This is a genomic window from Nitrospira sp., from assembly GCA_024760525.1.
Classification (GTDB): Bacteria; Nitrospirota; Nitrospiria; order Nitrospirales; family Nitrospiraceae; genus Nitrospira_D.
On record CP060500.1, the window covers coordinates 240,406 to 261,320 of the forward strand.

The 20,915-nt window shown below is 55.6% G+C and carries 20 protein-coding genes; 3 read left to right on the forward strand and 17 right to left on the reverse strand.

Annotated features, from left to right (window positions below; translation table 11 throughout):
- Nucleotides 1-13 precede the first annotated feature (13 nt).
- The 16 genes from H8K04_20990 to H8K04_21065 all read right to left on the reverse strand — a co-directional run bounded on the left by H8K04_20990 (nt 14) and on the right by H8K04_21065 (nt 15,466).
- Nucleotides 14-1,381: a conjugal transfer protein TraH gene (locus tag H8K04_20990; GenBank protein ID UVT18157.1), complete on the reverse strand. Its 1,368-nt coding sequence runs from the start codon at nt 1,379-1,381 to the stop codon at nt 14-16.
- A gap of 11 nt (nt 1,382-1,392) precedes the next feature.
- Nucleotides 1,393-2,292 (reverse strand): conjugal transfer protein TraF, encoded by a 900-nt coding sequence (locus H8K04_20995; protein UVT18158.1) that lies wholly within the window; start codon nt 2,290-2,292, stop codon nt 1,393-1,395.
- Nucleotides 2,293-2,358: 66 nt separating this feature from the next.
- A complete protein-coding gene (locus H8K04_21000) occupies nt 2,359-3,462 on the reverse strand; it encodes a TraU family protein (protein ID UVT18159.1) in 1,104 nt (367 codons plus the stop codon).
- Entirely contained in the window at nt 3,459-4,673 is a 1,215-nt protein-coding gene (trbC, locus tag H8K04_21005) for a type-F conjugative transfer system pilin assembly protein TrbC (protein UVT18160.1), read from the reverse strand. The genes H8K04_21000 and trbC overlap by 4 nt, the downstream gene beginning before the upstream one ends.
- Nucleotides 4,657-4,872: a hypothetical protein gene (locus H8K04_21010; protein ID UVT18161.1), complete on the reverse strand. Its 216-nt coding sequence runs from the start codon at nt 4,870-4,872 to the stop codon at nt 4,657-4,659. The genes trbC and H8K04_21010 overlap by 17 nt, the downstream gene beginning before the upstream one ends.
- The gene (locus H8K04_21015; GenBank protein UVT18162.1) at nt 4,857-5,420 is read right to left on the reverse strand and encodes a S26 family signal peptidase; all 564 of its coding nucleotides are present in this window, start codon (nt 5,418-5,420) and stop codon (nt 4,857-4,859) included. Before H8K04_21015 ends, H8K04_21010 begins: the two co-directional genes overlap by 16 nt.
- A 15-nt stretch (nt 5,421-5,435) precedes the next feature.
- Entirely contained in the window at nt 5,436-7,955 is a 2,520-nt protein-coding gene (traC, locus tag H8K04_21020) for a type IV secretion system protein TraC (GenBank protein UVT18163.1), read from the reverse strand.
- Nucleotides 7,956-7,992: 37 nt separating this feature from the next.
- Complete coding sequence (gene traV, locus H8K04_21025; protein ID UVT18164.1) at nt 7,993-8,763, reverse strand: type IV conjugative transfer system lipoprotein TraV; 771 nt, start codon at nt 8,761-8,763, stop codon at nt 7,993-7,995.
- Nucleotides 8,764-8,815: 52 nt separating this feature from the next.
- Entirely contained in the window at nt 8,816-9,622 is an 807-nt protein-coding gene (locus tag H8K04_21030) for a DsbC family protein (GenBank protein UVT18165.1), read from the reverse strand.
- Nucleotides 9,623-9,754: 132 nt separating this feature from the next.
- A complete protein-coding gene (locus tag H8K04_21035; GenBank protein ID UVT18166.1) occupies nt 9,755-11,053 on the reverse strand; it encodes a hypothetical protein in 1,299 nt (432 codons plus the stop codon).
- Nucleotide 11,054: 1 nt separating this feature from the next.
- Nucleotides 11,055-11,837 (reverse strand): type-F conjugative transfer system secretin TraK, encoded by a 783-nt coding sequence (locus H8K04_21040; protein UVT18167.1) that lies wholly within the window; start codon nt 11,835-11,837, stop codon nt 11,055-11,057.
- 210 nt (nt 11,838-12,047) lie between these two features.
- Nucleotides 12,048-12,632: a hypothetical protein gene (locus tag H8K04_21045; GenBank protein UVT18168.1), complete on the reverse strand. Its 585-nt coding sequence runs from the start codon at nt 12,630-12,632 to the stop codon at nt 12,048-12,050.
- 33 nt (nt 12,633-12,665) lie between these two features.
- Complete coding sequence (gene traL, locus H8K04_21050) at nt 12,666-12,941, reverse strand: type IV conjugative transfer system protein TraL (protein UVT18169.1); 276 nt, start codon at nt 12,939-12,941, stop codon at nt 12,666-12,668.
- 101 nt (nt 12,942-13,042) lie between these two features.
- Nucleotides 13,043-13,315: a hypothetical protein gene (locus H8K04_21055; GenBank protein ID UVT18170.1), complete on the reverse strand. Its 273-nt coding sequence runs from the start codon at nt 13,313-13,315 to the stop codon at nt 13,043-13,045.
- 80 nt (nt 13,316-13,395) lie between these two features.
- A complete protein-coding gene (locus H8K04_21060; protein ID UVT18171.1) occupies nt 13,396-14,097 on the reverse strand; it encodes a hypothetical protein in 702 nt (233 codons plus the stop codon).
- Nucleotides 14,098-14,668: 571 nt separating this feature from the next.
- On the reverse strand, nt 14,669-15,466 hold the full coding sequence (locus H8K04_21065) for a hypothetical protein (GenBank protein UVT18172.1): 798 nt from the start codon (nt 15,464-15,466) through the stop codon (nt 14,669-14,671).
- 658 nt (nt 15,467-16,124) lie between these two features.
- Here H8K04_21065 and H8K04_21070 point away from each other — a divergent pair.
- The 3 genes from H8K04_21070 to H8K04_21080 all read left to right on the forward strand — a co-directional run bounded on the left by H8K04_21070 (nt 16,125) and on the right by H8K04_21080 (nt 19,934).
- Nucleotides 16,125-17,342, forward strand: coding sequence for a hypothetical protein (locus tag H8K04_21070; GenBank protein UVT18173.1), 1,218 nt, complete (start codon nt 16,125-16,127; stop codon nt 17,340-17,342).
- 121 nt (nt 17,343-17,463) lie between these two features.
- Nucleotides 17,464-18,702: a transposase gene (locus tag H8K04_21075; protein ID UVT18318.1), complete on the forward strand. Its 1,239-nt coding sequence runs from the start codon at nt 17,464-17,466 to the stop codon at nt 18,700-18,702.
- 32 nt (nt 18,703-18,734) lie between these two features.
- Entirely contained in the window at nt 18,735-19,934 is a 1,200-nt protein-coding gene (locus H8K04_21080) for a hypothetical protein (protein UVT18174.1), read from the forward strand.
- Here H8K04_21080 and H8K04_21085 read toward each other — a convergent pair.
- A complete protein-coding gene (locus H8K04_21085) occupies nt 19,879-20,634 on the reverse strand; it encodes a hypothetical protein (protein UVT18175.1) in 756 nt (251 codons plus the stop codon). The genes H8K04_21080 and H8K04_21085 overlap by 56 nt on opposite strands.
- Nucleotides 20,635-20,915: the final 281 nt, after the last annotated feature.

The following is a 20,915-nucleotide window of genomic DNA, read 5'->3' on the forward strand; positions in this document are numbered from 1 at the left end:
GGGTGCTCCACGCTTATTGAACGTTATGCTTTTTCCGCTCCGGTCGCGCCAACGCCTTCTTTAACGTCTGCGTTGAATAATAGGTAAACGCCGGTCCATGTCCCAACCGCTCTAATTCGTACATCACTTCCCCATGAGCCGCTGATCGGACGGCATACGCTTGTTTATAGAATTCGTTCACGTCGGCAGGAAACCCAACCTGTTTCTGCGCCCAACGGGCCGACTGTTTCTCGATTTCTTTGAGTGCCCGATCAATCCATCCCCACGCAAACTGTGCTCCGAGCAAGGCTCCAACTTGGGCCTTGAGTACCTCCGTCTGACCGGGTTTCGTCGAGTATCCCACCAGCAACCGATAGAGCGGAATGGGAGATTTATCGATCAAATCTCTCTCGACTGGGGTCAATGCAACCCCATCGACCGTCAATTTCTGCACAATGGTGTCATACATCCGTTCCGCCCGCAGCTGTGTACCCACCAAATTTGTGACATCCGTCTCGAACGGAGCCAAACACCTCACCGCATCAGCTGGACCACAATCAAGCAATCGCACAACCGTGGTCGTTCCATCCGCATTGATCAAATCCGACAGACGAATCGTCGGGGGTAACTGCGCTGGCACTCCATCAGCCCCGACATACACCGTCCCCATCACACTCTGCATCATCTTGGCATCATCCACCGCCCAACCAGATTCAATAAGCGCCTGATAGACAAGATTCCCCTTCGGGTCTTCGGGTGTCCCATCCAACGCTGTGGCTGCCTGCTGTGTGGTTTGGGTACGCTCCGCGTCTTGACCAGCCCAATAGTCCATCAACGCACCACCGGCCACGCCCACTTCCTTCACCGAATCTTGAATCTTCGTCGCCACCGACGAAATCTGGTTAGGTTGGCCCCTCGCAAGCTTTGCCAGTTCTCCACCAATTTGGCAGGGAGAGAGCCGGCCGGCCGCGTTAATCGCCCGCGCCGCCGCCTCCAACTTCGAAATGATGTTTTCACAAGGCTGACACAGCTCCATCAGCGCCAATTGGAACGCAAACCCCAAGACGGCGGACGTGCCCAGTTGTTGCAACAAATCGGTAAAACGGCCCAACGAGGGAAAAGAAATAGACCCAAGATACAAATCGATTTTTCCACACCCGGCCGAGAATCGCGGTGGCGCAAAATTCACCAAGTTGAACGTCTCATTCGGGATCCGGATCCCCATTGCTCCGCCCGTTAACGCCCCAGATACCTGGCTCTGATAAGCCCCGGGTCGCGTCATCGTGGCTCCGCCCCACCCATCGAACATCCGCTGCAATGAGTCATTGATATCCGCGTGGGATACACCCGACGATCCGAGGACACTCAACAGAATAATCAGAGCACCGATGCGTTTCGCCATACGCCTCCGGATTAAGATTTCAACGGATGTGATTTCAGACCGGCCCGATGTTGCAGAATCGTCAACACGCGGGTGCGAAGATCATCCAAGGTAATCAGCCCAGTCCCGATCGGAACGATGAATTGCTCTTCAGGAATAGCCAAAAAGATCACAGGCACTTTATTCACCCCCAGCTGATCGCCCATCCCGTTATCTACGACTGCCTGCGGGAACTCAGGGAGCGTCCGGCCATCCTGCGTCACCGCCTTCACCGAAATCCCATAGGTGTCACTGAACACCTTCAACATCTGCGCCTGCTTCTGACAATAAGGGCACGTCGACGTAAAGAAAAAGAACAATCCCGCCTTCTCCGAAATCCCCCGCAACACCTCATCGTCCTTTACTTGCTTCGCCTCGGCATAAATCTCATGGCCCACCGTTGAAATCGGATTCGAGGAGCTAAAGTCATACTGCGGATGCGTATACATGACGGTCGCCCACATATCCGTAAACCGCTGAGCCCGATTGAATGTCTCCTTATGCACCTGGATATAGCTCAACACCGTTTCTTCCGTTTGGACATCCAAGGCTGCTTCTTTCTTGGCCGTGAGAAGGATTTTGAGCCAGGCGGCGGGGAGGTTCGGCAAATCGATCTTATCAACGGGAAGTTTCTTGAGCGCTTCTTTCAGCGCCAGTTGATCTTTGAAATGCTCCGGTTGGAGCGGGATTGCCGGGGAAGGAGGTAACTGTTTTGGAGTAATGTCTTGTTCCGGTTCAGGAAAGCGATCTTGATAGAAGTAATAGCCTTTCCACTCGGTCAACTCTGGGGACGGTTCCGGCTGAAAGAGTTTGTCGTAATCCGCTCGACTGGGGCTCGCGCCAGCCACCAGCACGATGCCCACCATCAACCCATACACCCAGACCGTCATCATACACCCCCTTCTATCTATTCTTATTACGGTCTGGACCTTAGAGTCGGTGCGGCCCGCCTCAACACCTCACAAGAGACAGCAACGTTGGAGTTTCCAGAGGAGAAAGACAAAGTCATCGCCGTCGACCGGATAGGTGGAGGCCATCCCCCACATGAGCTGGGTCCGACCGATCGGCGAACAGCAACTGGTGACATTGTTCGACGTGGAGTCCGCGATCGGATACAGGAGTTGGAACTTGTACTGGCTTTTGACCATCAGAAAGGTCGGAATGTCCGTACAAATCGCGGACCCATCCGCAGCCCAATACAGCTCGGCTCCGAATCGCGCCAGTTTTGCCAATACCCGAGTCACCACTAATGCGGCCGGCTTGATCTGTCCGCTATAGGAACCAGATGTAAATCCAGATGGCGGGTAGATGTTCCCGAATGAGCCCGCACACCAAAAGAGCGGATCAAGCGGGTACCCAAAACTCGCGGCAACGGAATCGACGGCACAGGCGGCCGTCGCCACGGGATTCGCAAAGAGAAACGCTTCGGGAAATAAAAGTAACGATAGCGGGTCATCATTCCATGCTGGATCGACTTCAGACAGATAGGCTATATCCAGGGGATTCCCCATCGAGGTCGCCATCGCACACAAGTAATCGATTCCGGTTCCCAACATGGCCCATAGTGGGAAGATGATGAAGTGGACGTGGTAGTACGACATCTTCAGGGCCGGATCGTCTTGCGACACATCCACGAGCCCCCGATTGATGAAAGTAGGGTCACTCCCAAGTGTCGCACCATTCAAACTCGGAAAGCAGAGCGGATTGCGGACAACCTCCAGAAGGTCTGTGGGCATAAACGCCCCAAACGGAAGCCCAGGGACACAGATATAGGGCGTAAAACAAATACAGCCACACAATTGTGGGGGATAGATGGCAGAAATTCCTGGCCCGACCGCCGGACGGACACTGTCCTCACTTAAGTTAAAGACCGTCACCCCAATCAAGGACATGGGGAAGATACATTCCCAGCAGGTTTTGGAGAAAGTCTGTTCAAAAATATTTGAGCTCGGGCAATAGGCTTCGGTGACGGCAGGACCAATCAACAAGAATCCCACCACACACAACAACCCGACACAGAATACGGACAGGCGCAACCATCGACACTGAGCGAGGCGGCTCACAATGCAACCTCCTCGATCTTCATGACGGGGCCATTTTGAGAGATCACGCTCGGAACATGGGCCAGCTGAAATTTGCTCACCATTTCAGGCTGGACCCAGTAGACCCGACATTGAAGTTGCTTGGCGACTTCTGACACATCCCCGGCTGAAAGCAAGATTTTTACCCCAAGACCATACCGCTGGAGCAGCGATTGCGCGTACGTGAGTTGCTTCGCGTCACGGCCGTCGATGACCACATACCGGTGCGATAGCGCGATCCGGGTCAAGGGATTGATCTCTGTCCCTCCCTTCACCACCACCACCGTCCCATCATGATTTAAAATGTCATGCTCATAGCGTTGCGTGACGTCGACCGTGAATACACGGGACGACGTGGCGGGTTGCAACCCAATATTCGGCCCCTCATGCAGCCGTTCCACCACTCGCCGCTGTAAGTCCTCCCGCACCTTTCCCCAGTCGACCCGGCGCATCTGCTCCTTGAGGTACTCTTCCATGTCTTGTTCGGCAATCGGATAGCGGGACAGATCGGTCGGCACGGCGCTGATCCCCGTCAAGACGGGCATCACTGGGCGCGGCACCGTAATCGGACCGCCCATTTGCCAACTGCGCGTTTGGCCGACATACCACTCCCGCAAGGGACGGATCGTTCCTTCAGAACGGCTGAGCTGACTCAAGAGTGCCTCCAACGGGGCAGCACCCGTGACCATCAACGCCGCCTGGTCATTGACGATCGCCAAAGTCGGCACACTCGTCACACCCAACTGGCGAAAAATGATGGGATCAATCGTGGTGTGGGGAGCTTGCTGTTGTAATTCGACCGCGAGCGCTTTCGTCCGGTCGACGGTTTTACGCATGTCGTTGTCGATCATGCCGCGAAAGACCACAGTGGCCCCGAGGCGATACGCTTCACGCATATACCCCTTGAGCAACTCATCGGGAATCGACCAGGACACGAAATAAAACACGCCTTCACGTTTCTTGATCGGCATGGCTCCCGTGGGACCCTGAACCTTCGGAGCCATACCCGCTAAGCGTTGCTTGCGAAGCTCCTGTGCATGTCGACGGATGTTTTCCACGCCCTGAAGCGGTGAGAGACTGGGTGTACCAGAACCACCCACGGTCGCAGGCTCCGCGAGACACCAGGATGGCCCTAGGACAAGTCCTGCCAGGATGCTGAGAAAGTAGAGTCTCCATTTAGACTGTCCAATCATGGGCCCTCCCTTCTGCCACACTCCAATGAATATCCTGTGCCGGCTCGATCGGCGGTTGGGTTGACCGATAGATCACCTTCCCCGCATACCAGAGGACGCAGACCAACAGCAGCGCCTGGAACAACGCGACCGCAATCTCCTTGGCTAGCCCGACGTCTTCCATCCACTCGGACCCTCTGAGTCTCAGAAAATTGGCCATACCACCCCCTTGATGTCCTTGACATCGACCAAGCCAATCACGCGACTATCAAACGATCTCGGATGTGGCAGTCCCAAATAGTATGCGCCGTCAGGAATCACCGGCGGATAACTCGCAGGCTCAATCCGTTGCTTATACTTATCTTGCTCAATCACGGTTGCGACTTTCCAATCGTTCACGTAGACATCACGGCCTTGCACTCGCACCACGTCACCGGCCACCCCATACGCCGCCTTGAGAAACATGCGGCCTACCCGTGAATAGGGCCGCAATGGGCCCTTCGGCTCCACACGATCGGCATATTCTTGCGTCATCTCAAACGCCGCATACTCACCGCGCTGAGGAAGCACCCCTTTCTTCACAATAAAGAAACTGTACTCGGGGAGACTTTCATCATCCCGCACATAAATTCCGTACCAAGGACTGACGGCCAATGCAGTCAATGAGATAACCGTAAGGCCGATCGCCACGCGCTTGGGCCAACCGTCACGAACCGTCCACTCTGTCAGAGACATCAGGACAGATTTCAATCGCGCGACACGATCCATGAATGCCTCCCTCCGTTACGCCACATCCCGCAGACCGCGTTTCGCCGCCGCCTGCCGCTCCTGCTCGACAAGTTTGTTAATGGCTTCCTCGGTCGTGAACCCCTCACGTTCCAATCGCTCGATCTTCGCCACCTCATCGGAATTCGTGGTGTATCGCAGCTGAGTTTCACGCGGGACTACCAGTCGGCCAATGCCACGTCCAGTGGGCGAGAAGAAATAGATTTCCGAATACCCATCCCCACGATGGACGCTCTTGAGGAGATCGAACTCGGCATCACCCAACACTAAGCGTTCATGTTTTCGTAAACTGACCAAGCTTTCGGGCTTCTGCATTAACAGGAATAAAAAGTCGGAGTTTTCGAGAATCGCTTGGCCTGTGCGGCCCATCACGTCGTAGAAGTCATTCACACCCTGCGTGATCACCACGGAGGATCCGTTATATTTGCGTACGCGCCGCACCGCTTTGTTGAAAAAGGCCGACACGTTGCTTACCTGATCGCCTTTCTGGGCTAACAGATCCCACGCTTCATCGATTCCGCAGATTTTCCGCTGCCCTCGATCTCCGAGATACATGGCCGATTGAATGTTCATGACCAACTGCAAGAGGATGACGGACCGCAACTCCGGTAATTGATCGAGTCCATCTAGCTCCAAGACGATGAAGTCACTCTCAAAGTTGATGTTGTTCCGATCATTGAACATGCGGCCATAGTTTCCGCCTTTGCAAAACGGCAGCAGCTGGTCGGCCAGGTCTTTCTTCCGTCCATGTTGATCCGGTTTTTCTCGAAGCAGCGCACTCACATCTGTCGGAGAACCATCGGCCCCGACCTTCCTGAACACCTCCATGATGGTTTCTTCCAACCATGACATTTGGAGATCAGGCAACATTTGACTGGGCGAGGCCATTTGGGCGAGCAGGTCTTTCACCATCGCCACCCGCTCTTGTAATTCGTCCTTCACTTCCTCCTCAGTGCGCCCATTCCCGGGGATATGCAGCAACGTGAATGGATTGAGGCAGAAGGTCTCTCGTTTGGTGGCAAATTGCAGAAACTGCCCCTTCAAATGTCCGCAGAGTTTTTGATACGACTTGCCGGCATCGATCATCCACACCCGGCCCTGTGTGCCGAGATAGGAGCGAATTAGCTCATTCGCAAAGAACGATTTCCCGGCGCCGCTCTTCGCGGCAACTGACACGTTAAAGTTTCCAGCTGGGTTCGCAAAAATATCCAAGCCGATTGCTTGCCCACAACGTGAGGTGAAGATCATTACAGGTGGGCCTAACCCCTTCCAATCTCCAACCACCGGGGCCACTTCCGCCGGCACGTTCGATGGCACGGTGTGTAGCCGTTGGAGCTTGCTCCGCACCAACGGCATGTCCGCGGTCATACACAGGGGCAGTGAAAAGACAAACTGTGGGAAACTGATGAAGGTGTCCTCTTGGAGCATCCACTCCTGCGTCCGGTACAACGCCTGCACACTCTGGCTGTGCTGCTCTAAGAGGCTTTCATCCTCCCCATACAGAATGACTTGATAGTACATGCCGACCGGTTGATTCCCCTCCGTCATCGCCGACGTCATGAGATCGAAGTTGTCTTTCTTCTTTCCAATCATGGGAATCAACCGCACAATCCCACCCACGGCCTGATTGGTAATCAACACATGGTTGCGGGTAATCTCTGCTCCGGCCTTCACGGTGTTGTACCGAATGACGTTTAACGAGATCCAAAACGGACACGTGATTTGGTCTTGGAGCCGAAACGCACTTCCAATTAACTCCCGATTCCGCCCACCATTCCATGCTTCAGGGAATTGCTGAACGGTCAAACACTTGACGAACCAATTATCGAGGAAGATGGAGGTGGGACTAAGTTGGCATTTCGTATCCAACCGCACCGCCTGCTTCTTGATCAGTTGACGTGGATCATAGGTGGCGGGCCGCTCACCCCAACTATGCCCTGGATTTAATAATTGATGGAGCAAACAGAGGAGACGATAGGCGTTGACCCGCTGAGGAAAGAATCCGCACGTCTCCAGCAGCTTCTCGATTCCATTGAGCTTTTCCCAAATCAAGGCCAGCTTCATTCCATCCGGCAGTTCATTCTCCAGTGGAATCGCGACGCTGACATACACGTTCAGATCACGCGGCCGGACCCCCGTATCGCGAATGAGTCGCGTATCACGCGCGCGCAACATGTACCGCTCCATGGTTTCCGCATCACGATAGGCCGTCGATCCATGTCCAGCATGGTTCCGTAACGCCGTATAGTGTTCCGTAATCGGCTCGATCACTGGGGAACCGTGCATCGCCACCTGAATCGTTGAACCTTGTGGGAGATCGAGGGCATACAACCCACCGAGTCCTTTTACAGCCGCATCATTCAAATGTCCTAAAGGGGGCATGACCCAGATTGCCCCAACCCGGCCATCCGTGAGCCGATAGACCCGATGCACATCATCAAAGGCTCCATAGAGCAAAAAGTCGCTGAGGGGGAACCGATTCAAGGCTTCTTTCATGAAATTATATGGTATGGCCACGATATCCTCGTTTCTCTGTTCGCGGTCGCCGAATGATCTATTGCCCCATCTTCTCCCGCTGTATCTCCATCCGTTCTTGGAGCCTTTCTTGTTCCGTCTCAGGATCGGTCGGTACCGGTCCGCCATACGGCGCTGGGATTGGGCCAGACATCGACGGGAGTTGCTGCTGTAACTGACGCAGTATGGCCGAAGGATCCTGGCTCGTCCCGACCGTCTGAGCCGAAGCCGGCAGAGATGATGGCGGTGGGGCCGTCACCACAGGCGCCGGGGTCGGCATTGGAGCTGGGGCTAAGACAGGTCTTGGGGCATTGTTCCGTTGTCCATACGGCGGCTCCACTAACCCAGGCACCATCCGCGGCACAAAGACCTTCCCGGCAGACCCATTGCGATCCATACCTTTCGGCGCTCGGCCATACGTCCAATCCGACTGTTGGACAATCGCGTAGACAATCGAGGCTTCATGCAGAAAGTTATTCTTATCCCGCCATGGGGCAATCCAGACCTGCATCACTTCAGGTGCGGTGATATTCGGTTGGCCAAGATGCTGCTCGGCTTGCCCTGCGACCGCTGAGACACGATTGGCAAACGATCCCCCATTGCCGGCAGCGGACTCTTCACCTGCGTCATTCTTTTTCATGTTCGTGAGCTGCTCATGACGTCGCTCATAGGCTTCACGAGTCGACAAGCACACGCTTGAATCCGGATAGCCTTTACACGCGAAGTCACTCTTGTAATGTCCGCAAGCCGTTTGAATCAGCCCGATCACACCGACCATGACCATGATCCCGCGTCGCTGTAATGCCGTCATCAGTTCCTCCTGCGCCGAACACCTCGGCCTTCTGGCCGGGGTCGTTGACGCCCTACCGACTCACCGACCCCAATTGCTGCGCGACCGTCGGTGGCATCCCTAACATCGCCATCAATTCTGCCACTGACTTCTTGCCTGCAACCGTGCGCCCATCCGGGAACACGATGTAGGGTGTTGGTCCACCACCAAGTTGACGTGCCAGCTGCAAGTTATGCTCAAGCGGCGCGTCACAAGGCTTCCCTGCGTCCGGCACCGGTTTTCCAGCCAGTGCGGTATCGAGCATGTCCTGGCGATTATCCGAACACCAGATGTTGATGGACTTCTGAATCGCGCCCTTATGCAGCCGCTCCACTGGATGCAGAAACACCGCCACCGGCACGCCGGCCTCTACGAGCTGCTTCACTTCCGCATGCAGCTCTCGACAAAACGGGCAGTCAGGATCATCAAACACCAACACTGGGGCCGATTCGCGCATGCCTGGGGCCAACTCTGAGGGACGATAGAGAATAGCGTCCTGCAGCGGCACAGCCGCCAGCAATTCCCGTCGTTTGCCCATGATAAATTCCTGCGTCAGGTTCTTTTGCTCCTTCATGTCAAACAGCGCAGCCTGGGCTAATAGATATTGGCCGGACTCATCGACAAAGAAGATCCGTTCATCATTATTCAGAGTGAACATGTAGAGCCCCGGCATGGGTGCCGGCTGCCAATCACGAATCACCGCACCAGGGAACGATTTCATAACCGCGACTCGAGCTGAACTCGCTTGCGGATCGATCAGATCAGGATGAGCCGACGCAAGAGACCCACCACCCAGCAGGATCGTTCCAATTAACATGATCGCCATTCGTATTGTTCTCATTTCCCCCTCTTTCCTCGATCGAGACCTCGATCAAGCCAATCCATCGCCGCGACGCCCAATAGAATCACCGCTCCCAACAAGGTCACGATGGCTAACACGCTCATGACTCCATCGACACAACCAAGACCAGACTTATAACGGCGGCTCCGCCATCGAACGCCCTTCCGTGATGATGATGTTCGCTTCCCGCCCCACGTCGATTTCGATAATTGGATAAATTTCTTTCGCCAGCTGGGTGTAATGACGTGCCAAGGTTTGGGCCGCTCCGGCCATCCCACCCGCTGCCCCGGCCATGGCAATTTTTTGAGGATCGGGGAAGTTAAACGCCTGATCAGGACTGTTCGAGATAAAGAACCCTTGCTGATAGGGCATGAACACCCGCGAGATCCCATTCACAAACCCCGCCAGGAGGGCCTTCGCTAAGATCGCGCCCTCGCGCTGCACCACCGGACCTCGGAGTCCGACCTTGCCATCTTCACCCGTCAACATCCCACGAATCGGGATATCGATTGCTTTTTCTTCATCCCCTTTCACACACGACAGCGCAGTCGTACGAATCTTCGCGCGTTCTTCAGACAAATCTCCCACTCCCTCGCCCAACACAAAACACTCCCGCATATCCATCTTCACGTTGTTGGGGAGCATCGACATATCCTGCACAACCATCAACACTGGATGAGGCTCCCCTCCGACTCCCACAGACTTCCCCGGCGCGTCCAATCCGGTAATCAATTTGACGGGAATGATCGTCCCCGTCGGAATCCAGTATTTCTGGGGTAAGGTGGCAGCCTGTGGAGGCTGCGGATCCGGAGAGAGCACACGGATTCGACCCGCAGGCGGCGCATATTGAATAGGAGCGCCACCCTGCATCGGGCGCGCCATCCCAGCACCGCTGGGAACGGGAAGCGACGTCTGTGTCGGCTGCGCTTGACCCGTACGGCCCACAGTCGGTAAGGCACTTTGTGGAGGTGGTGGAATAGCAGCCCGTACTTGTGTCTGAGTCGACGGCGCAAGCCCATTTACACTTGAATTCGGCTCGCGTGTGGTTTTTGCCTCTTTGACTTGCTTATTGAGCTCCTCCATGCTGCGGCGAAACTCATCCTGCAATGATTGCACCTTTTGCTCTAACATCTGCTCTTTCTGCTCAGTCTTCTTCACACGTCCGGCAGCCTCACCCATCCAGGCTTCCTTATCTGCCAGCTTCGTGAGCGTCGCCGGTTTACTGGCTGGTTTACCCGTGATGCCAAACGGTTCTGGCGTTGGATCGGCACGCAATGACTGAAGAAACATCGTGCCCAAACCGAGGATTACCACCACAAGTAGCGCCAGCTTCCACCGCTCCATCCCCCCACCAGATCCTCCGAAGGGATTCCTCTCATTCTGGCCGCTTCCAAGCAACTTATCTCCGAGTCCACCTTGACCTGGATTCATATTAGTTACCTTTCCCCATTTCAGGGTCAGGGGATATCACCTTCTGGACTGCCTTCTTGACTGGCTCTGAATACGTCACCATATAGACAATCGCACTCTGTCCATTCGCAATGACACGGCGGTCCAACGCAATACTAAGCTCAGCCCCCGTGAAAAATTCCGTCTGTCTGAGGCTTTGGGTCTCCATCTTCGAGTTGAACAACTCATACATGCGCACCGTGTACTGCGCGCACCGATATTCACGTACCGCCAGCACTTCCAACTCCAACCACTTCGGATGTGACTCTTTGGGTAAATCTCGGATCGTACATGATCGCGGCAGAGTCCCCTGCGCCGCTTGCCGAATCAGTTCCACATTGGCTTCTGGATACGAATCCGCTCGACGAACCGGATCAATCTCCGCTTTGCCACCAGAAGACCCCAGGCGGACATCCTCGACCACGATCATTTCGGCAGGAATCATGGCCGGCGTGATCTGGAACAAATACGACTGGCTATCTGTCATCACGATCAGATCGCCAGGCGCCATGGTATTTTTCGGATCAATGGCGACATTGCGGCCATTCGCACGAATTTCGAAGGCCGGATTAACCGTCAGCAATCCGTTTTGGACAACCGCACCAGGTAATTTGATGAGCGTCAGTTGAGAAGAAGAGATACGGATAGGGATCGGACTGTCATCTGACACCGTGACAAGCTGCGTGGCCAAGGCTGACCCCGCCATCAACCCCAGCATCATCACGGCCAGCATACCGATCCGACTTAATCCCAAACGCAACGTCATCGCTTCGCGCGGGAAACCTCGGCCTTCAGGCCGGGGAGGAATAGCGCCAGCTCCCGCTCTCCTTTCGATTGTGCTATTTGTTGATACCCATACCCATCGGCCCGCTGGATCAGCTGACAGTACCCTGGGTGGGTCTTACACCTGTTCGCAATGTAGCGGGTTGCCCTGGTCAACCCGGGCTTGTTCGATTGCTCTCGCAAGCCCCGGCGTTTAGCCGGGGTGGTTGGCCGCCACAGGAACCGTCCCGTCTTCTTCCGGTGTCCCAGCATCAAAGTCCGTGATAAGGGGCTTAAAATCCTGTATGCGAATCTTCATGCGGTAGTACCGCTTATCCCCATCCGCCACCAACGTCCCGGCGATATACCGTTTTTCTAATCCAATGAGCGTGACCGTATCTTTCACCACCTGTACAGTCGTCGGATAAAACACTCGCGATAACTGCCGATCGATGACGTACGCCTTGTCCGCATTCAATCGTTCAGTGATAGGCCCAGCCGCTTCCGGAGCAACAAAACCCAAAAATGTATTGAAGCTGAGTTCGACCGAGTGCGGATGAACATTCGACAGATAAGCAACCAGCGGCATTGAAATTTTCGTCATGTATTCTGGCGACGCCACATTGCCAGCGGCCCACATTTCCCGGTCGACCTCCGGCGGCACCATCACCACAACCGTGGAGCCTCGAAACAGGCCGTTCGCCACTAACGCAAGGGCCAATACTCCGGATAGTGCGGCGAAGACCAGCGTCTTCAATCTCGAATCAGCCAGTTGGTCAGCAAAGAGTTCCCACTTCATCAGAGCGCCCTCCTCCCAGTGCCGCCCTCCCAGCTACTCCAAAAATTCCCGGCGATCCCCTGGTGGCAACCCCCGGAACTGGAACGACGGGATGCCTAGCCAATAAAACCAGTGAAAGACATAGCCTTTGCTCTTACCGCTCTTGAGCTTCATGATGCAGTACGTCGACACAAACCCACCCAGCAAGAAATAGGTAAGTTGACGAGTGAGGATTCCCGCAAAGATCGCGAGAATAAGGATGATCACCTCATCCAACTCCCACCATAAGATTTGCGGCTGCGTATCGATGTATCGCGGAATCTTCACCATCAGGCCACCATCACTTGAGCATCTGATAACCAATCGACTTCATCGTGCCTTCTTCTAAACTACGAAGGGGACGGAACTGACACTCCGTCCCCTTCGGCCGATTACATCGTCCCGGCCGTGATCGTCGGAATGATGTTGGGCAGATAGAACGCGCCCATCGCCACACCGACACCCGCGCCCAGACCGACCCAGTTACCTCGGATCGCGGAGCCCACGCCCATCAGGGCCGCGAACAAGGCCAACAGGGTACCGAGGCTCCCCTGCAACCAGCCGGTCACCTGCAGGACGAGCGGAGCAAAGGTGGCATCCGCGCCAGCATTGGCCACGCCAGCGGACAGGATCAACAAAGCGAACGCAAAAAGTGACTTCTTCATGGAAGGACCTCCATCACAGTGTTTGGAAACGATTGATGATTCGACGTCATGCCAAACTGAATGTGTCTGAAAGGTCGGTTTTACTGGGTCACCCTCGCCCCTCCTTTGCTGGCCTCAGAAGTCCCCTGGACCGGAGACGCCGACCGTGTCTCTATGGGTAACTTGACCCGCTCCACACATGGGGAGCTATAAATCGCCGTCACCGAGAGGATCGATCGTCCCTCTGATCCCTGTGTTCCCACTGTCTGAACCTCCTCAACAAAGCTGGGTCTTGTCACCAACAGCCGCTCAACGTATTTTCGAACCGCGGCAGTGCGTGACTGCCCAACCTCTTGAGTATTACGTCCCTCTGCTTCCTGTGACACAAAGCGCGTCACCGACACCCCAGCCGGTTTGTCTGTCAGCAAGGTTGCCAACAGCCCCTGCTGCTCCTTCGTCAACTCACGACCGTCTTTCGTAAATGACAGCTCCACGGTACGAACACGGTACGTTAGCTGACAGGACGACATTGGGCTGACCCCTCTAGCCGAATTCGGCAACAGGTTGGTCTCCCGAATGACCGCTGAACCCGGTTCTACGGTCATACTGGACAACGGAGGTGGTGGTGGAGGGACCTGAATAGCCTTCGCTCCATTCGGCGACAGCACAGTAGGCGGAGTGCAGAAGTCCGGTTGGCCGACCATCCACTGGGGAGTCGCCTCAAAACGAGCCACCCCAGACTCAAACGCGGTCGTCTCCTGACAAAACATCAACCCGATTGATGTGAGAATCACGCTTAACATATTGCCTCTTCTATTCGTCGATGAGAGACCAGCGCACCAGGATCTATTGAGACTTTGCTTTTGCCGCTCCAGTCCGAGCACCCTGGCGCCACAACTCAACCCCAAATACGAGCGCAATCGTCAATCCGCACCCAATCAACACATGGACGAAGTTAAACTCTAGCGTTGCCATACCGCCTCCTCCTGACGAGTTCACACAACTAGACACCTATTACGTTCTTCGTGGCTTGACATCCTCCCCGGCACGAAGACCGGAGATTCCTACGGCGTTCAAGCCCCAACAGCAGCCTGAATCGCTTCAGTGGGTTCCTTGGCCGAGCGCGCAACCGCTGCTCGTATCTCCAAAGGCGTGAATTCCCGTGTGCCCCACGGTACATCGAACACAATACACTCCGGATGAGACGAGACAGCGACATCGAACCGCTGTCTCGTCTGCTCTCTCCATCCTCCCCCTGAACGGGGAGGCATTCCGCGCAGTAGGGTAAAATCCCTGCATAGGTCGACGCCGCTCGCTCCACCAGATCGGAGTCCGAATCTGAAACGACGTCGATACTGGCTGCCATCGTCAGCATCACCACACCCACGTGATCGCCATATTTCCCCGAAACGTGGATTTAAGTGGCGATGAACCGAAGTCATGCCCAGCCCCCGTAGTTAAGATCCATTCCGGTCGGATCGCCCACATGAGTCCCACTTCAGGCGTCCACACATACGCGCCCGCTTGCGTCGGATCCTGCCCATAGGTGACGCTCGCCACGCCACCCAATTCTGAGGTAAAGGCTCGCACCAAACCCGCGCGACCGTACCAGATCGACCGTTGCCCCACGCTCTGCAACCCAGGCCGCACCTCCGGTGTCACCTGGAACCCCACATTCGCGTGCGCCCACCAATGTCCCCACCACTGGCTCCCCAAATCCCATGAGGCCAACAATTCAGTCCGCGCCGATGGCTCACTCCATGGGCCCGTCACAGGGACCTGACCCGTCACTCGAATACCGAGACTCGGAAGGGCTAAATCCCCCTCCTGTTGTTTGTTAAACCGGTACAACAACCCCACTCGCACTCCTCGTGGATCATCCACGGTCCCAGGATGCAATGGCCCCCACGCGGTGGTGCCACCAGCAAACACCTCGAGACCCGACACCACTCCCCAGCGAACATCGACCGTTTGGCGAACTCGCACCTCCTGCGATTCGACCTTGTCAAATCGAAAGGCAGGCTGCACCACCACGTTACCCTTATTGATTGGATAGGCATCATCCAATTGAGTTGGGAATCCGGGTGACAAGTTCAGAGGCGACACCTCTGCCCCAGCCGACGACCAACTGACCAACCCCAATACGAGAATCGTCACACGTAGTTGCCACATAGCACGACCTCACAAGTTAATCTCTGTCCCTGTGACCTATTACGTTCAAACCGGACTAGATGAAGGAGAAGACTGAGTAGATCGCAGAGCAGATCAGAAATGGAGGGAGGTCAAATGCCAGGACACAGCTCATCAACACGCGAGGGCGTTCGCAATCTCAACCACTCACGTCAGGGTAAACCAACGGCGTCAGGACAAGAATGGCTGCGAAGCAGACACAGCGCACGATGCCGTGTCAGCCGAATCGGTCGACTAGAGCGCATAACACAATGTCCCGTTCCGTCAGACTTGCTCATTCCTGCTCACACAGGAACGACGCTGACTTCCTGCTTCGCCGAGGCCGGTTTCACCCGGATCTTGCGATCCGAGCCAGAGCCTTCCTCTCCACAGGCTGACACCGTGGAACTCACGGCGTAATGCCTCACAACGCGCAATTACCTATTTAACTGTTCAAGCCCCATAGAAATATTACGCTGAGGCGCGAAAAGCCCCGTCATTCATGGCGGGGATGTCAAGCTCAAGCGGACATGAGCCGTGACACTGTGACACACCCCCCTGTGTCACAGTCTTAGATGTCGGGATCTCGGACCGTGACACACCCCCCTATGTCACAGTGTCAAGTTATTCACAAGGCAACCTTTCACCACACGAGGAACTTATGTTTATCGACGCAATCCATGGAGCCGCCCTGATGGGTTTACATGACAGTGCCTATCGTCCACGCCCATCCATGGCAGGACCTGAACGGTGTTTACGCCAAATCGTCTACAAGGGCCGTGGAGTCGAAGGTGCCCCGGTCGGCTCTCGCTTAGCCATGGTCCTCAAAGACGGCGACGCGCACGAACGCGTCTCCATCGATGTTCTCCGCCACACCCTGTTACACATTCATAGCGAGCAACACCCCATCGATCTCGTCAATGCACTGCCATGGCGTGCACACCTCCCAGGCTACACCTGCTCTGTCTGCACCCCGTCCGGTGACATCCCTCGCATTATTCCTGCGAGCACATTGCATGGTCACCTCGACTATTTAGGTCGAGATCTCTTTGGGGATAACCATCTCGGTGAACACAAAGGCGTTGTCTCCCATATCTTCAAACGCTTCTGGGAAGGGGAGAAAGAGCCGTTGGACTATTTCACTCAGAACGTGTGTTATTTCCGCGGGCTCCGAGAAGAAGACCTTATCGTCAACACCGGTGGCCTGCTCATCAAAAACAAAGACACCAGCGCCTATCTGGAATTTGAACTCGAATACGACTACGACCAGGATCGTCTGTTCGTGGGGAATATGATCTACGCGCCCGGACTCGAACGACGGGCCGTCAACAAGACATACACTGGCCTCTATCACCAAGCCATTGAGAAGTTTCGCCTGGCCGACCAACATATTGCCGACCAGACGCTCCCTCCTAGACTCGATGATGCCGACGACACGCGCTGTCTCTACTGCCCATACCAAGATCTCTGCTGGGAAGGATATGAACAACCACCGCTCACCCAAGCACTCATGCTTCCAGACCATCTCCTCCCACTCGCAAAAGAGCTCTTCGACCTCGAAGCCGAACTCAAACAACTCAAACCCAAATCCGATCGGCAGGAGGAATTAAAAACTACCCTCATCAAGGAACTCACCGTCCTCCAAGCCACCACACTCACAAGTCCCGACCTTGAAATCCAACTGACACAAAGTTCTCAGAACCGGCTAGACGAGAAACGCTTACCGACAAGCATCAAGAAGGCCTTTATCAAAACCATCACCGTCAATCGCCTCACGGTCCGCCGCCCAAAACCCCAGGCCAAAAGCAAACGGGCTCGCCCGCGTCCAACTTCCACGCTAACGACAATCCCAAGCGGCACGCACCAAACCGCAGCGTAGCAAGTATCCAACGACCGCATCCTCATCTCTCATTACCTACGTTACGCGCAAAGCCCCGCCATTCATAGCGAGGATGACACACGTGAAGTCCTCCGTAATAGAGAAGGGATCCGCGCACGCTATGCATCGACTGCAAGCCTACAAGTTTGAGCTGCGCCCGACTGGGGAACAGCAGCGCCTCATGCGCCGCGTTGCCGGGTCCTGTCGATTTGTCTTTAATAAAGGACTCGAGTTGCAGCAGCAACGCTACGAACGAGGTGAGAAGACGCTTCGATATGCCGGGCTGTGTAAGGTCCTGACGCAGTGGAAGTCACAGTCTGACAGGTTGTGGCTGGCTGAGACACCGAGCCAGGCCCTGCAACAGGCACTCAAGGATTTGGAGCGGGCCTACGCCAACTTCTTTGCCCAGCGCGCTGCCTTCCCGCGCTTCAAGAAGAAGGACCGAGCCGATCACTTCCGCTATCCGCAAGGGGTCCGACTCGATGAAGCCAATAGCCGTGTCTACCTCCCCAAGCTCGGGTGGCTCCGCTACCGCAACAGTCGCGAAGTGTTGGGGACGGTGAAGAATGTCACGGTGAGCCAGTCCTGCGACACATGGTTCATCTCGATCCAGACGGAGCGAGAGGTCCCTCGCCCCATGCCGCAGGCGACCACCGCCGTGGGGATCGATCTGGGGATCGTCCGGTTCGCCACGCTCTCCGACGGCACGGTCTATGTCCCGCTCCACAGTTTTAAGAACCATGAAACGCGGCTGCGCAAGGCGCAGCAGGCCATGAATCGGAAAGTGAAATTCAGCCAGAACTGGAAGAAGGCGAAAGCCCGCATCCAGCGCATCCATGCCCGCATCGGGAACGCCCGTCGCGACTACCTGCACAAAGCCTCTTCTACCATCAGCCACAACCACGCGATGGTATCCATGGAGGACTTGCAGGTCAGCACCATGAGTCGATCGGCACGAGGGACTGTCGAGCAACCCGGGCGAAACGTGCGAGCTAAGGCAGGCTTGAATCGCTCGATCCTTGATCAAGGCTGGGGCGAGTTCAGAAGACAGCTGGAGTACAAACTAACATGGAAAGGAGGATGGCTTGTTCCTGTGCCGCCGCAGCACACGAGTCAAACCTGTCCCTCGTGCAGTCATGTGTCAGCGGACAACCGCCAGACCCAAGCGCGGTTCGCGTGCGTCATGTGTGGCTTTGAGGACCATGCGGATCTTGTTGGGGCCATCAATATTCTAAGGGCGGGACACGCCCGATTCGCCTGTGAAGTGAGCGGTGCACCACGGCCGCCAGCAACAGGAACTCACCGAAACGGATTGGGAGAGCACACGACCTCCCACGTCGTAGGAATCGCCGCCCTTTAGGACGGCGAGGATGTCAAAGAAGGAGCCCGATTATGCAACCAGTACCCCAGACACCAAAACGCCGCTTTGTCAGCATCGTCGGACTGAGTGACGAACGCCGGATCCCTCGGCTCGGCCGCATCCGATTAGGCCACGTCAACTTCAACACCGATTCGGACAAATCCCGTCCCGAAGAAGACGCGTTCTTTCATGTCCCCCAAGAAGTCGCTGCCGTCTACGGAACTACCCCAACCGAACTGGATATCCTCTTCCCAGTCAACGATCGGAGTGTGGTATTCCCCCAAGCCTACGAATACTACGGCAGTAGTCGCCGATTGCTCTGTTCCGGGGACGGCCGTCAGGCCATGCGCTGGGATTCTCAAAAACTGACGATGCAGCCCACGGAGTGTCCGTGCAATCTCTTGGGTGAAGGATGTAAACAACGAGGGCATCTCCTCGTCATGCTGCCGAGAGTCCGACAAACCGGGGTCTACCAGATCGACACGAGTAGTCTCATGTCCATCATCAACATCAACTCCTTCCTCCATATGTTGGCCCCGGAAGACGACCCAGACAATGGCCTCCTCGGATACTTCGCCATGGTCCCCATGAAACTGCGCCGTGTCCCCCGTGACATCTACCCCAAAGGGTACCATCGCAAATCCTACCCATTAGAACTGGTCTTGGATGCCACCGACGACGAAATCAAGGAGCTCCGAGCCCAGAAGGAGAAAACTCTCGCCCAAACGCGTAAGTGGACCGTCCAAGTCCCGGAACAAACCAATCCCGAACAAGACCAGGGCTCCATCATCACCATTGATGGACAAGATCCCAGCGCCGTGGCCGCAGCAGCTCCCGCTGATCAGTCGGCCCAACCGCAGACTCCCACACCCGCACAGCCCGCAGCGACAGCCGACGCCCCGCTAGGCGTACCACCTGTCTCGCAACCATCAGACCCCAGCCCCCAGCCCCCAGCGACCACAAGTCGACCGACCCAGAATCCACAGGCCTCCCATCAACCCCCGCCAACTCCCGCCGCCCCAATGCGAAGCGATCGGGTGACCCCCGCCCAGCGGAACCGGATCTTATCGAAGACCAGACCCGTGCAGATTCCCGATCAGGTCGTAGACGCACTGATCGAGACCTACACGAAAAAGCAGGCGTCAGAATTGATCAATCAACTGGATGCAGGGAATTTCAGTGCCTTCGACCGCCGCGAACACCGCGAGGTCCCACTACCGGTCGCGGTGTAATTGATACCACTCGGCTTTTGACCTTCCGCTGAAGGCGTGACCCGTTACGAGAGGAACGAAACACGAGTTCCAAATCTTTACGTGACGCTGGCGGCATACTCAACAATGCCGCCAGTAAGTCATGCTGACCAGATATCATTCGATGGAAGTCCTGTGTAGGCTCATTGGCAAGCGCTAAATAGATCTCCTCACTGGCCCCCAATACCTGAGCCACTCGACGCACTTGCTCCACCGTGAGGATCGCTTCCCCCTGAAGCACCCGATTCAGCAGCCGCCAGGGCACCTTCGCGGCCATCAACCTGTCTCGCAGGCGCCGCCGGAAATGCTTGACCATGTCCTGTTCAATCCGCTGTCGGAATACCGCCGGCATCCCGAGAGGAATAGTGGGAATCGAGAACTCCTCCACGGTCATTCGCGGGAAGACATAGTGCGCTCGAGCCCGTAACATGGCTTGTTCATATTCAGTCCGTTTCGCCGCCGTCTGTCCACAGAACTGGGCAATACGTCGAATCATCTCCTGCCCCGGCTTTTTACCGCTATTTGGACGGCAATAGTTACAAATAGAGCCCTGCGACACCTTCAATTCCTTGGCAAACTCGCGCTGAGAACGATATCCGGCAGCACGGATAATACCCGTGATGACCATCGCGAACCGAGCTTCTGGGGTCAGTGCGCGCTCGGGTCCTGCCGAATTGTTCATGAATAACCGCCGAAGCGTAATAGTAGAGTGCTGCTCGCACTATGACATGGATGTAATCACGCTGCAACGATTATTACGCCCATAAACACAAGAGATGAGCCGCTCCACACCCATTCACTCCCACTGTGTCACCGTATCCTGTGCACATTTGATTACCTTCTTGAAATACTCCTATCCCTTCACTACAATTTCACCGCTTCGCCAATCGGCACTGACTGCAGATGCTGTTCATGACGGAAAGGAGACACGCGCGTCAACTACCCCCGACTAAAGTCGGGGGC